The organism is Paraliobacillus sediminis (assembly GCF_003426055.1).
This window is the reverse complement of the sequence record NZ_QJSI01000001.1, coordinates 973,675-987,036: the sequence shown is the minus strand read 5'-3', so window position 1 is coordinate 987,036 and position 13,362 is coordinate 973,675. Positions and strand designations below refer to the sequence as shown.

The window sequence follows — 13,362 nt, the reverse complement described above, 5'->3', positions numbered from 1 at the left end:
AGCATCTCTCCCTCTCCTTTTGTGCTTTATTATTTAACTTCAAAAAAACATATAAAAATGAAAACATGATAATTATTGACTGATATTGAAAGAAAATGATTGATTTTTGAAAATGCTTAGGTTATGATGTGAATAAGAGGTTGATAGGATTTTGTTTAGAATCATAATGTAAACGCTTTAAACGATCAAGACTTACTTGTTATATAATAGAAATTATTCCTGCATTTTAAATTACGTATAAAATTCTATAAAACCTCTCAAAATACACATACGCATAACTGGAGGGTAAAAAATGAAAATAACGGATTTGCTCAAAAAAGATACGATCCAAGTAGATCTAAAGGCTGATTCAAAAGCTAGTGTTATTGATGAATTGGTCAATACATTAGATGGTGCTGGAAAATTAGCAAACAAAGAAACATTTAAACAAGAAATACTAAAAAGAGAAGAACATACAACAACTGGTATTGGTGACGGGATAGCAATCCCACATGCTAAAACTACTGCAGTGAAAGAACCTGCTATCGCTTTTGGACGCAGCAAAGACGGCATTGATTATAATTCTTTAGACGGAAAGCCAAGTCATCTATTTTTTATGATTGCAGCTTCTGAAGGTGCAAATAATGAGCATTTAGAAACATTAGCACGTCTATCTAGTATGTTAATGGATGAAAATTTCCGTAAGACATTATTAGAAGCAGAAACAAAAGACACTATTTTCAATGCTATTAATGATAAAGAGCAAGAAAGATTAGAAGATGAAGAATCTACTTCGTCTACTGATAGCTCTCAAAAGAAAATTCTAGCCGTTACAGCTTGTCCAACAGGTATTGCCCATACATTTATGGCTGCTGATGCTTTAAAGAACAAAGCAAAAGAAATGGGCGTCAACATCAAAGTCGAAACAAGAGGTTCTGGTGGCGCTAAAAATGTTTTAACTGCTGCCGATATTGAATCAGCTGATGGTATCATTGTTGCCGCTGATACAAAAGTCGATATGAATCGCTTTAAAGGAAAACCTGTTGTAGAAGTTCCTGTAGCAGATGGTATCCGTCGACCACAAGAATTAATTGATAAAGCATTAAGTGGTAAAGTTCCTAATTTCAAAGGAACTGGTGAAAAAGCCAGTGAAGATAAAGATGAGTCAACAAAGTCAAATCAAAACTCTTTCTATACACACTTAATGAACGGTGTTTCTCATATGTTACCGTTTGTTGTCGGTGGTGGAATTCTAATCGCACTTGGTTTCTTGTTTGGAATTGAAGCACATATACCAGGTGAAGATGGCTACAATAAGTTCGCTGAAGCACTAAACACTATTGGTGGTGGAAATGCTTTTGGATTAATGATCCCTGTATTAGCTGGTTTTATTGCAATGAGTATTGCCGATAGGCCAGGACTCGCACCCGGTATGGTTGGTGGTTTCATGGCAGCACAAGGCGGCTCAGGTTTCCTTGGTGGTTTAATTGCAGGTTTTGTTGCAGGTTACATTGTTATTTTATTGAAAAAGTTATTAACAAATTTCCCACAGTCACTTGAAGGAATTAAATCAATCTTACTTTATCCTGTATTCGGTATTTTCTTAACAGGTATGATTATGTTCTTTGTAGTCGATGCACCAGTAACATGGTTTAATGAAGCACTTGGTAGCTGGTTACAAGGAATGGGTACGACCAATGCCGTTATTCTCGGTCTGGTATTGGGTGGTATGATGGCAGTTGATATGGGTGGTCCAGTTAATAAGGCTGCTTATACATTTGGTATCGCAATGATTGCAGATGGTTTTCTAACACCACATGCGGCAATTATGGCTGGTGGTATGGTTCCACCACTTGGAATTGCTTTAGCAACATTTATCTTTAAAAACAAATTCACAAAAGAAGAACGTGAAACTGGTGGAACCAATGTTATTATGGGACTTTCCTTTATTACAGAAGGTGCAATTCCATTCGCTGCGGCGGATCCAGCACGCGTCATTCCAGCTGCTGTAGCTGGTTCAGCTGTAGCCGGTGCGTTATCAATGGCATTTAACATTGGAATCCCTGCTCCACACGGTGGTATCTTTGTTATTGGTTTAGTTGATGGAAGTGCACTCCTTTACTTACTGGCAATTGCGATAGGTACGGTCGTTACAGCAATGCTCTTAGGTATACTAAAGAAAAACAAAGTTTAATGTAAAAAAGCGATGCTCCTTCATTAGGCGCATCGCTTTTTGTCTACTATTTAATTAGTTTTCTTAATCATATCATGTACTTTTGTAATCTCTTCATCCGATACACTCAAGTAATAGATACCATCTATTGTCGTACCTTTACCTTGCATCATATAATTACTAACGTTATGTCTCGTATTATTATAATTCAAGAATAGATCTTGCATATCACTAAAGTCCATGTTGGTAGCGACATTGTTACCAAGTACATCAAGAATGTCACCAATCTTCGTTACAGATCCAACACTTGCTCCTTGGTTAATAATGCCTTCTATAACTTTTCGTTGGCGTTTTGTTCGACCAAAATCACCATCTGGATCTTGCTTACGCATACGCACAAACCCCATTGTTTCAGCACCATTAAGGTTTAACTCACCTTCCGTATAATGATAGCCCTCTTCGTAGTAACCTGTATCTATCCAGTCTATTTCATTTTGAACAGTAATTCCACCAACCGCATCAACTAGACCTTCTAAACCTTCCATATTGATCCGTACATAATAATCTAATTCTACATCAAGAAAATTCTCAACTGTATCGATTGTCATATCTACACCACCAAAGGCGTAAGCATGATTAATCTTATCCTGCGTACCGCGGCCAATTATTTCCGTTCTTGTATCACGTGGAATACTAACAATTTGCAAACTGTCATCTGCTGGATTTAACGAAAGGACCATTAGTGCATCCGAACGACCAGGATCATCTCCACGTTGATCCGTTCCAAGTAATAAAACATTTAATTGCTCTTCATTTTCGATCTTCTCTTTGGCAATATCTGTATCAATCGTATCTACAGCTTGATGAATTTGACCATCTACCGTTTTCTGTGCATCCATATAAACTGAAATCACAAAACCAGCTATTGCTAGTATTATCACTAAAATCACACTTAAAATGATTAATAGCCATTTTTTCTTTTTCGACTTTTTCTTCGTTATACGGTTATTTCCTACCATAAAATGACACCTCTCTCTAAGTTTCCATTATAGACTATTATACTACAATACCTTTTAAAAACATCGACTATATTTTGTAATGTTTTTATATTATTTCAAGAAACTATTGGTATTAACTATACTGAAAAATGTGTCCGCTACATTCACACGTGATTTTTCAATTCTATCTTAAGTGTCGATTACACTTTTTAGCAAGATTGAAGGATAAATTCCAAAACAAAAAAGCAGAAAGACCACTATTATATGTGGTGCCCTGCTTCTTCCCTCATTCTTTTCTATTTAGTTAATGCATGGACATGGTCCATTACTTCTGTTTCAACAGTTTGAAGTTTCTCTTTTGTAGATTCTAGTGTTTCTCCAGTTACTGCAAAATAAAATTTTATCTTCGGTTCGGTACCAGAAGGACGTAAACAGAACCAAGATCCATCTGCTAACGTGTATTTTAATACGTTCGATTTCGGTAATTCGATTGTTTCTGATTGATTAGATTCCACTTCTTTACGTACACTTGATTGATAATCTTCAATCGTTACAATCTTTTGGTTAGCTATTTCAACTGGTGGGTTATTTCTGAATTCAGATAATAATCCTTGAATTTGTTCTGCGCCGTCTTTACCTTTTAATGTAAGTGATTGTAAAGATTCATAGTAATAACCATATTCCTCAAAAATAGCTAGCAAACCTTGGTACAATGTTTTGCCTTGTGCTTTATAATACGCTGCTACTTCTGCAATTAGCATACACGCTTGCACTGCGTCTTTATCGCGAACAAAATCACCAATTAAATAGCCATAGCTTTCTTCGTAACCAAACAAGAAGCTTTTCTCGCCACTTGCTTCAAATTCTTGTATCTTCTCTCCAATAAATTTGAAACCTGTTAACGTATCAATCGTTTCTAAACCATGTTTTGTTGCAATATCTCGACCTATTTCAGACGTTACGATTGTTTTTAATACTGTCGCATTTGCTGACAGTTTGCCTTGGCGTTTCTTCTCCGTAATTAAATAATCTAAAAGAAGTGCACCAACCTGGTTTCCAGATAAAACCTGATAGTCTCCTGATTCGTCTTGAACTGCTACCCCTACACGGTCTGCATCAGGATCTGTTGCAAGTAGAATATCTGCACCGTTTTTCTTACCTTGTTCAATCGCTAATTCAAACGCTGCATGTTCTTCAGGGTTTGGCGATTTGACTGTTGAAAATTTCGGATCTGGTAGTTCTTGTTCTTTTACTACTTCAACATTTTTAAAGCCCATACTTTTTAATCCTTCACGTACAGGAACGTTACCTGTTCCATGCAACGGTGTATAAATAATTTTAAAATCATCCGCTACCTGCGTGATATTCTCGCGATTGACAATAATTGTTTGTAATTGTTTTTGGTAGGCTTGATCGACTTTTTCACCGATCATTTGCAATAGACCCGATTTCTTTAATTCCGCTTCATCGGCAACTTTCACTTCTAATTCATTTTCCACTTCATTTACTTTGGTAATAACCACTTCTGCTGCTTCTGGTGGAAGTTGGCCACCGTCATTGCCATAGACTTTGAAACCATTATACTCTGGTGGATTATGACTTGCCGTAATAACTATACCACTATATGCATGTAGATAACGAACAGCAAATGACAATACAGGTGTTGGACGTAGACTATCAAATACGTACGTTTGTATCCCATATTCACCAAGCGTTTTGGCAGCTTCAATTGCAAATATTGCTGATTTATAACGACAATCATAAGCAATAACGACGCCACGCGCTTTTGCTTGTTCACCATTTTCTTCTATGTAACGTGCTAGCCCTTCACAGGCTTTTCTTATTGTATATATATTCATCCGATTCGTTCCTGGTCCTAATTCACCACGCATACCGCCCGTACCGAATTCCACTTCCTTGTAAAAACTGTCTTCCACTAATTTATCGTTTGTTGAAATGTCAGCTAACTGTTGCTTTAATTCTTGATCTAATTGCTCATATTGGCTCCACTTTTGAAAATTTACTTTCCAATCCATTTAAATCGCCTCCATATTGTTTGTTATTCAAACTACCTCGCAATTTTTACTTTTTATATCCATTTGGATGAGCCTGATGCCAATCCCATGCGTGACAGATCATTGTCTCTAAGTCACCGTATTGCGGATTCCAATTCAATTCATTTTTAGCCTTAGTAGAAGAGGCAATAAGTGTAGCAGGATCACCTGTACGTCTAGGTACAACTGCAGCAGGAATCTCATGCTCCGTAACTTTTCTACATGTTTCAATAACCTGTTTGACAGAGAAACCATGTCCATTGCCTAAATTATATATCGCACTCTCGTTTGTATCCATCATTTTTGTCACAGCTTGATAATGTGCTTGCGCTAAGTCAATTACATGAATGTAATCACGGACACACGTACCATCTTCAGTAGGATAATCATCTCCAAAAATAGAAACTTGATCTCGTTGTCCTAATGCTACTTGTAGAACAATCGGAATTAAATGTGTTTCAGGATTGTGATCCTCTCCAATTCGCCCATTTGGATCCGCTCCTGCAGCATTAAAATAACGTAAACAAACTGACTTTAAGCCATAAGCTTGATCGCTCCATTTTAACATTTTTTCTATAGCTAGCTTTGTCTCGCCATATGGATTTGTCGGTATTGTAGAATCATTTTCTGTAATCGGTACTGAATCAGGCTCCCCGTATGTAGCAGCGGTAGAAGAAAAAACAAAACGTTTCACATCATATTCGATCATTTTTTTTAGTAGCGCATGTGTACCAATTACATTATTTTCATAGTATTGTAGGGGATCTTTCACACTCTCTCCTACAAGAGAATCTGCTGCAAAGTGAATTACTGCATCGATCGCATGGGTTTGGAAGATTTCATCAAGTAATCTTTCATCCTTTAATTCTCCTTTATAAAAAGGCGTATCAACTACAGCATCACGATGACCCGTTTGAAGGCTATCTAATATAACCACTTCTTCCCCATGGTCTTTCAAATACATAGCAGTATGACTACCTATATAACCCGCACCACCAGTGATCAATAAACGCATATGTTTTCCTCCTCTTTATCTCTATTTCTATGTTATTTTATGTATGTAGTTACTAAATACCAATTATAGCAAAAATTCATCCGTTAGTCTCTATATCTAAAGTAAAAGACAAAATAATTAACACGCTTACATATTAAATAACTCAACTTTCTCACTTGAAAAATCCGTACTAATCGTTGGCTATTATGAATTTGGAGTGTGTTCATTATAAAGCTAGACAATATTTTAAAAAGTTGTTTATTACTAAATAAACATAGACTCTGTCGTAAAGAGAATTTCCAGACCCGCTAGTTTTAGTCCGTGAATTAAAATTATGTAAAACGCTCTATTATTTGTTTTAAAAGGGTAACTAAAACACGAGTTGGAATCAATAAACATTGATATTGTTAACTTTTTAAAACAAAGATACGCTATCCAGCGAAGGTAGCAAATGGTTGAGACTCCAGTGGGACAGCACAAACCGAAGATCCTCTATAGAAGCGATCTTTGTTTCTATAGATAGCTGAGGTTGTGCCCACGGAAAGGAAGACCATTTGCTATCGTAGCGTGTCTAAAGTGATAAGAAACTTACGACAGAGTTTCTCTCTACTAAGTGCGTTGTATGAAAAGGTACAAAACTTGCTAAAAGAACCTAATTTTTATAGCGAAACCGTTAATTTGTAAGTTATAGTCGAATTTTTTCTATTCAACTGCTCAGATACCTAGCATTATCCGCTCGTTTGTTTTACAATGAATATATATGTAATCGTTATGAAGAAAAGGAGCGATCGTTCGTGTCCATCGAATATCAAAAAGAAGAGATAAAAATTTTTTCACTAAGTTCTAACCCTGGTTTAGCAGAAGAAATCGCAACGCTTTCTGGTCTTGAATTAGGTGATTGTTCTGTTAAAACCTTTAGTGATGGTGAAATACAGATCAATATTGAAGAAAGTGTACGAGGCTGTGATACATACGTTATTCAATCAACTTGTGACCCAGCTGACCAACACATTATGGAAATGTTAATTATGCTAGATGCATTAAAACGTGCTTCTGCAAAAACAGTTAATGTCGTAATTCCTTACTATGGATACGCTAGACAAGATCGTAAAACAAAAGCACGCGAACCAATTGTGGCCAAGTTAATTGCTGATTTAATTCAAAAAGCAGGTGCTTCTCGTGTAATATCACTTGATCTTCATGCAACACAAGCGCAAGGATTTTTTGACTTACCTGTTGACCAATTAGCGGGTATTCCTATACTAGCTACTTACTTCATGGATAAGCAATTTAATGACGTCGTTGTCGTTGCCCCTGACCATGGTAGTGTGAAAAGAGCACGTCAATTTGCTGACCGACTTCATGCCCCTATCGCTATTTTAGACAGACGCGGTCCACGTGATGTTGATTCATCTCAATTGAATGTCGTAGGAGATATTGAAGGAAAAACTGCTATACTCATTGATGACATTGTTGATACTGGAAGACGTATAACAATGGGAGCAAAAACATTAATGGAGAATGGCGCGAAAGAAGTTTACGCTACTTGTACACATCCTGTATTATCAGGAATTGCCAAACAAAATATTGATAATTCACCAATTAAAGAGTTAGTTGTAACAAATAGCATTCATATTCCAGATGAAAAGCTTAGTGAAAAAATAACACAATTAAGTGTTGCACCACTGTTTGCTGATGCAATTTCACGTGTACATAATCAGGAATCTGTAAGCTCACTATTTTTTGATTAATCAACGACAAAAAGGAGCAGCAACCCTATACAGGGTTGCTGCTCCTTTTTAATTGATAAAGGGTGTTATCAAAAGACCTTTAATACATAAAACCTACTAAACTTGGAATTAGAAATTTACCCCAAACCATTGTAATACTAGCCGCTAAGATCATTGCAAGTGTTGAAAATGTTGTTGCTTCTTCTCCGTATTCCATTGCTTTATTGGTACCAACCCCGTGGGCACTCATTCCAAGTGCTAATCCTTTTGCAATTGGTGACTTGATTGCAAGTCGTTTGATCACAGTCGGTCCCATCATTCCTCCTACGATACCTGTTATAATAACAAATACAGTCGTTAAGGTTGGTAGACCACCAATTTCCTTAGAAACTTCAATTGCAATCGGTGTTGTAATCGAACGAGGTAAAACACTTACTAAAAGGCTTTTATCTAAATGTAATAACGCAGACATCCCAAATGATGAAAACACTGCCATTAATGACCCTGCAGTTATACTTACCATAATCATTCCAATATGCTTTTTTAACAGAGTCAAATTTTTATATATTGGAATTGCAAATGCGATCGTTGCAGGCCCAAGCATATGTGTTAAAAATGTTGCACCGCCTATATAGTCATTTGCGGGAATTTTCAATAAAAAAATTATTCCAATGATCACAATGGGGGTTAACAACAAGGGATGAAATAGCGGAAATGGGATTTTTTTGTTTAATCCTTTTATAAGCCGGTATAAACCAAAGGTTAGAAGCGTAACAATAATAATATTCATCCGGCATCAGTCCTTTTTGGTTTCTCAAATCGATCAGCAATAAAAGCGGTTAAGGCCATCACAATAAATGTACTAAGACCAATAATCAAAACAATTTCTACACCTTGCCAGCTAGCAATTTCTTCATAATTAACAATTCCTACAGCAGATGGAATGAAAAACAATAATAATTCAGCCATCAACCAGTTGGCACCTTGTTCTACCCATTCAATTTTTATAATTTTAAAAAATAGCGCTAAGAATAATAATACTAAACCAATCATCGAGGCTGGTATAGGAATAGAAAGAAGTTGCTTCAAACCAATAGCTAACAGTAAGAAAACGTGTATGAATAAAATTTGTATTAAAATTTTTCCTATTCTCATCCTAAAGACCCCTAACTTTTTCAGATACTGATTACGTGTTACCTTCAGCATACTACTGCTAGGAGTATTCGTAAAATACATAATTATTATAATATGTATAACTTTTAGTTATATACGTTACTTTATAAATTGAATAAATGTCCGTCCGGCAAAGGAAAGATATTTATCTTTCTTCTGAATAACCGCTAAATTCCATGGAATTGTTGGTGTCAGATCTAATACACGAACGAGATCGCTCTTTACTCGTTCACAAATCGATTTAGGTAAAATCGTAATACCAAGATTAGCAACAACCATTTCAGACATAAGATCCCATTGTGAACTTTTAAATAAAATATTCGGCTCATAGCCTGCTTGTAAAAATTTCTCCCACATCAGATCATGTAAAGCAAAATCTTCGTGATAAAAAATAAATTCTTCTTCCCGTAGTTCACTCAAATCGACAATATCACGATTAGCAAGCTTATGATCTCGGTGCACAATTACTTTCATATCTTCTTTGACAATTGGATAACTATCAAATGCGTTTTCATCAACAGGCAAAACGGTGACTGCTAAATCTAACTCCCCGTCTTGAACACTTTTCACTACTTTGGCTCCCCCATATTCGGTTATCGAAATTTTAATATTTGGATACAACTTATGAAACTTCGCTAGTAAGTCTGGGAAAAACAAGCTACCTATAATTGGTGGTAAACCAAAATGAATTTCTCCGCGCTTCAATTCTGTTAGATCATTTAAGATAGTAGTCATGTCTTTTAAATCATTATTTATTTTTTTCGCGTATTCATAAACAACCATGCCCGCATCGGTTAGTTCACTTGTTTTATTTGTGCGAATTAGCAACGTCATACCTAATTCTTCTTCCATATTCTTAAGCATTTTACTTAATGCTGGTTGTGATATATGTAGTACTAATGCAGCTTTTGAAATACTCTTTTGTTTTGCTACTTCAAAAAAGTATTGTAATTGGCGTAACTCCATGAGATTAGCTCCTTTTTAAAAAAAATTTCGTAATCTATTTATATTATTATCATAATCAACCCACTTCTGTCGATATAATAGTTATATATCATACAAGTAGGAGCGATAAAAATAATGACTAAGGCAATCTTTTTATCCCAATTAAAAGCGATTCATAAACAAAATACGTGGTTCGTTTCGTTAAAAAGTGCATTAAATGGTTTAAATGAAAGAGATACAAAGGAAAGGCAATTTATAAATTCAATTGAGGGAATCGTTCAACATTTGATTTTTTACAATGAACTAGAGTTAAAGAAATTCAAAGGAGAAACGATTGAGCAACGGATCCATAATAATCATACAACCTTTCGCAATCATGAACACAAAAGTTGGGTGACAACAACAGTGACATTAGATGCGATTTTACAAGATTGGGAGGAAACTATTACTAACGCTGCTCAAGAGAAAATAACTGTTTGGGAAGAAACTTTGTCATACCTATTCTTACACAATGCCTACCACATTGGACAAATTGTTTATATCCGAAAACAAGCAGGAGATTGGAATGATAAAAGCGGTGTCGATTATAACTTCTAATGTACAGATTCCACAATTTTGGTCATTTCGTTCTGATTAGAAAAGCTTCGTTATCGTATATTCTCTATTTAAAAAAGCAAGCATGCACTCCTTTGAGTACATGCTTGCTTGCTTTCTCTATTTAATTAGCTTGTAATTCTTTTAATAATAAAGCAATACCTTCTTGACTTAGCATGACTTTGCCACCGAAAAATGATTGGTTGTCATCACTTACTTCACCTGTTACAGCACAAGCTTTTTCTGCTTTAAACTTACGCAACACGATCTTCTCATTATCTGTGAAAATTTCTAAAGGATCTTTAGGATCAATCCCAAGAGAAGTTCTTAATTCTTTCGGTAAAACAATTCGTCCAAGATGATCTGTTTTTCTTACAATACCTGTGCTATTCATTGTTTGTATTTCTCCCTGCTATTTATATTGTTTATTATTATAACACATTTCACTGAAAGTGTAATTTTTAATATACTAAAACTAGTCATTTATGACAAATCAAATGAGGAAACTAGTATAAAACTAGTTTCCTCAACTAACATTTTATTTACTTAAAGTTATATTCCGTTACAATCGGTTTTCTATTTTTAGTCAGATCATTAAAATATTCATATAAAGAAATACCTAAAAATGAACCCGAAACATTGTAAATATTTTTATATCCTAAATTATTTAATGCCGCTACTACATTATAGCTTCGCTGACCTGAACGGCAATGTATATATACAGGCTGATCTGTCGGAATCTCATCCAATCGATCTCTGAATTCACTTAATGGAATATTTTTTGCTTGAAGTAGATGTCCAGCTTCAAATTCGCCTTTTTCTCGCACATCAATAATATACGCATCACTTTCAACTAAATCTCTCATAGTTGAAACTTTCACTTGTTTAATATGACCATTTAGTATATTTAACCCTACCAATGCAGCAAAGTTAACCACGTCTTTCGCTGTACCATAAACCGGTGAATATACCAGTTCTAACTCTTTTAAATCCTCTAGGGTACCATCCATCATGATCATTGTTGCGATGACATCAATTCGTTTATCGACATTTCCTTTACCAATTGCTTGTGCACCAAGAATTTTCCCAGTTGGCACTTCAAATAATAATTTAAAATGCATGACATTACTTCCTGGCATAATACCAACTTTATCTGATGGAATCACATAAACAAAATCATAATCCATATTTGTTGCTTGGGCCATTTTTTCATTAATACCAGTTGACGCAGCATTAAAATCAAATACTTTAATTACAGAAGAACCAATTACACCAGTATTGCGATGTGGGATTCCATACATATGATCGGCAGCTGCACGTGCTTGACGTTGTGCCGGTCCAGCCAATGCTAAGCGTGTTTTTTGATGTGTGATTTTATGATGAACTTCAATAGCATCGCCTACCGCATAAATATCTTTGTCTGTAGTCACATAATTATGATTAACTTTTATACCACCAGTAACACCAATTTCAAGATCTGCCTCTTTTGCTAGCGTGGTTTCTGGACGAACACCTATAGCCATCACAACTACTTGTGCAGCAACTTTTTTACCTGATTGTAAGACAATTTCATTTTCTTCCACTTTTTCAATTCCATCATTTAAAACAAGGTTGATCCCTTTCTCTAACATTTCTTTGTGTAAGATTTGTGCCATATCATAATCAAAAGGTGCCATCACTTGCTCTTGTGCCTCTATTAGGGACACTTTTTTACCTGCGTGCACTAAGTTTTCTGCTACTTCTATACCAATAAATCCGCCACCTATAACAGCTAATTCTTCTATACCCCGCTGTTGCACATAACTGTTTAGCTTTTCAATATCCACAACATTTCGGACTGTAAAAACATGATTACTCTCTATACCATCTAGTGGTGGCACGATTGGATTTGCACCTGGTGAAAGGACCAACTTATCATATGCTTCCTCATACGTTTCACCTGTTTGAACGTCTTTTACTGTAATCGTTTTTTCAGTACGGTTGATTTTTACTACATCACTACTTGTTCTTGCTTCAATTTTATATTGTATATCAAACTTTTCTGGGTTCATTAATACCAAACGTTTACTATCTTTTATCTCACCACTTAAATGGTATGGTAAGGAACAGTTTGAAAATGAAACGTGTGGTCCTCTTTCGAACATCACAATCTCTGCTTCCTCATCTAAACGGCGAATACGGGCTGCTACAGAAGCACCACCTGCGACTCCACCTATTATTAATATACGTTTTCCCATCTCTTATTACCTCCTATATATTCAATAGCTATTAAATTTCATATTGTTTATATTTTTATTATACATATAGGGGTATGTGTATACAATAAAAAAGTGCACTATTCACATAATCTACACATTTTCGCTTTGGTAGTTCCATTTATTCGAACGACAATTTTGAGGAAGAACTGGCAACTTGAAAATGGATATTTGTGCTATAATAACCGTTACAATAACAAAAAAATATGTAGTTAAAGGGGAAGTTTTTTTATGTTATGGCTTATCACTCAAAATAAACAAAGCTTAGTAAATGTAAAAGAAGTCACTGTTAAGGGGAAAAATATCCAAGGTGTTATCGGCAGTGCGTCGATGGATGAATGGAGTAAAACATTAGGAAAATACAATTCAAATGAACGAGCAATGGAAATTCTCAAAGAAATATTCATGCGAATTGATGAAGGCAATGGTATTTCTGTGACATTCTCCATGCCCGAAAAATAAATAAA

General features: G+C 35.4%; 12 protein-coding genes. 4 read left to right on the top strand and 8 right to left on the bottom strand.

What is annotated here, in order from left to right; all coding sequences use genetic code 11:
• Window positions 1-292: 292 nt before the first annotated feature.
• Entirely contained in the window at window positions 293-2,173 is a 1,881-nt protein-coding gene (locus D2K60_RS04245) for a PTS fructose transporter subunit IIABC (protein ID WP_117168733.1), read from the top strand.
• A 50-nt stretch (window positions 2,174-2,223) separates the two neighbouring features.
• Here the strand turns inward: D2K60_RS04245 and D2K60_RS04240 are convergent, their stop codons facing one another.
• The 3 genes from D2K60_RS04240 to galE form a co-directional block, all read right to left on the bottom strand.
• Window positions 2,224-3,171 (bottom strand): LCP family glycopolymer transferase, encoded by a 948-nt coding sequence (locus D2K60_RS04240; RefSeq protein ID WP_117168732.1) that lies wholly within the window; start codon window positions 3,169-3,171, stop codon window positions 2,224-2,226.
• Window positions 3,172-3,446: 275 nt separating this feature from the next.
• A complete protein-coding gene (locus D2K60_RS04235; RefSeq protein ID WP_117168731.1) occupies window positions 3,447-5,186 on the bottom strand; it encodes a phospho-sugar mutase in 1,740 nt (579 codons plus the stop codon).
• Between the two features lie 46 nt (window positions 5,187-5,232).
• Window positions 5,233-6,219: a UDP-glucose 4-epimerase GalE gene (gene galE, locus D2K60_RS04230; RefSeq protein ID WP_117168730.1), complete on the bottom strand. Its 987-nt coding sequence runs from the start codon at window positions 6,217-6,219 to the stop codon at window positions 5,233-5,235.
• 773 nt (window positions 6,220-6,992) lie between these two features.
• Here galE and D2K60_RS04225 point away from each other — a divergent pair.
• Window positions 6,993-7,949 carry a ribose-phosphate diphosphokinase gene (locus tag D2K60_RS04225; protein WP_117168729.1) on the top strand — a complete coding sequence of 319 codons (957 nt, stop codon included), beginning with the start codon at window positions 6,993-6,995 and terminating at the stop codon, window positions 7,947-7,949.
• A gap of 79 nt (window positions 7,950-8,028) precedes the next feature.
• Here D2K60_RS04225 and D2K60_RS04220 read toward each other — a convergent pair whose 3' ends face one another.
• The 3 genes from D2K60_RS04220 to D2K60_RS04210 all read right to left on the bottom strand — a co-directional run bounded on the left by D2K60_RS04220 (window position 8,029) and on the right by D2K60_RS04210 (window position 10,067).
• Window positions 8,029-8,718: an LrgB family protein gene (locus D2K60_RS04220; RefSeq protein WP_117168728.1), complete on the bottom strand. Its 690-nt coding sequence runs from the start codon at window positions 8,716-8,718 to the stop codon at window positions 8,029-8,031.
• Complete coding sequence (locus D2K60_RS04215) at window positions 8,715-9,083, bottom strand: CidA/LrgA family protein (RefSeq protein ID WP_117168727.1); 369 nt, start codon at window positions 9,081-9,083, stop codon at window positions 8,715-8,717. Before D2K60_RS04215 ends, D2K60_RS04220 begins: the two co-directional genes overlap by 4 nt.
• A 117-nt stretch (window positions 9,084-9,200) precedes the next feature.
• Window positions 9,201-10,067, bottom strand: a complete 867-nt coding sequence (locus D2K60_RS04210) for a LysR family transcriptional regulator (protein ID WP_117168726.1) — start codon at window positions 10,065-10,067, stop codon at window positions 9,201-9,203.
• A gap of 114 nt (window positions 10,068-10,181) precedes the next feature.
• Between D2K60_RS04210 and D2K60_RS04205 the strand changes: the two genes are divergently transcribed.
• Entirely contained in the window at window positions 10,182-10,643 is a 462-nt protein-coding gene (locus tag D2K60_RS04205) for a DinB family protein (protein WP_117168725.1), read from the top strand.
• Between the two features lie 121 nt (window positions 10,644-10,764).
• On the opposite strand, the gene D2K60_RS04200 is transcribed toward D2K60_RS04205, so the two are convergent.
• Both D2K60_RS04200 and D2K60_RS04195 read right to left on the bottom strand, forming a co-directional pair.
• Window positions 10,765-11,034, bottom strand: a complete 270-nt coding sequence (locus tag D2K60_RS04200; protein ID WP_117168724.1) for an AbrB/MazE/SpoVT family DNA-binding domain-containing protein — start codon at window positions 11,032-11,034, stop codon at window positions 10,765-10,767.
• A gap of 148 nt (window positions 11,035-11,182) precedes the next feature.
• Window positions 11,183-12,877, bottom strand: coding sequence for an FAD-dependent oxidoreductase (locus tag D2K60_RS04195; protein ID WP_117168723.1), 1,695 nt, complete (start codon window positions 12,875-12,877; stop codon window positions 11,183-11,185).
• 249 nt (window positions 12,878-13,126) lie between these two features.
• On the opposite strand from D2K60_RS04195, the gene D2K60_RS04190 reads away from it, so the two are divergent.
• A complete protein-coding gene (locus D2K60_RS04190) occupies window positions 13,127-13,357 on the top strand; it encodes a hypothetical protein (protein WP_117168722.1) in 231 nt (76 codons plus the stop codon).
• Window positions 13,358-13,362 lie beyond the last annotated feature (5 nt).

What these genes read in the sequence shown, in the direction of transcription:
- D2K60_RS04240 (WP_117168732.1), bottom strand. Translation starts at nt 3,171, where the DNA reads ATGGTAGGAAATAACCGTATAACGAAGAAAAAGTCGAAAAAGAAAAAA.
- D2K60_RS04200 (WP_117168724.1), bottom strand. Translation starts at nt 11,034, where the DNA reads ATGAATAGCACAGGTATTGTAAGAAAAACAGATCATCTTGGACGAATT.
- galE (WP_117168730.1), bottom strand. Translation starts at nt 6,219, where the DNA reads ATGCGTTTATTGATCACTGGTGGTGCGGGTTATATAGGTAGTCATACT.
- D2K60_RS04215 (WP_117168727.1), bottom strand. Translation starts at nt 9,083, where the DNA reads ATGAGAATAGGAAAAATTTTAATACAAATTTTATTCATACACGTTTTC.
- D2K60_RS04245 (WP_117168733.1), top strand. Translation starts at nt 293, where the DNA reads ATGAAAATAACGGATTTGCTCAAAAAAGATACGATCCAAGTAGATCTA.
- D2K60_RS04210 (WP_117168726.1), bottom strand. Translation starts at nt 10,067, where the DNA reads ATGGAGTTACGCCAATTACAATACTTTTTTGAAGTAGCAAAACAAAAG.
- D2K60_RS04205 (WP_117168725.1), top strand. Translation starts at nt 10,182, where the DNA reads ATGACTAAGGCAATCTTTTTATCCCAATTAAAAGCGATTCATAAACAA.
- D2K60_RS04195 (WP_117168723.1), bottom strand. Translation starts at nt 12,877, where the DNA reads ATGGGAAAACGTATATTAATAATAGGTGGAGTCGCAGGTGGTGCTTCT.
- D2K60_RS04190 (WP_117168722.1), top strand. Translation starts at nt 13,127, where the DNA reads ATGTTATGGCTTATCACTCAAAATAAACAAAGCTTAGTAAATGTAAAA.
- D2K60_RS04235 (WP_117168731.1), bottom strand. Translation starts at nt 5,186, where the DNA reads ATGGATTGGAAAGTAAATTTTCAAAAGTGGAGCCAATATGAGCAATTA.
- D2K60_RS04220 (WP_117168728.1), bottom strand. Translation starts at nt 8,718, where the DNA reads ATGAATATTATTATTGTTACGCTTCTAACCTTTGGTTTATACCGGCTT.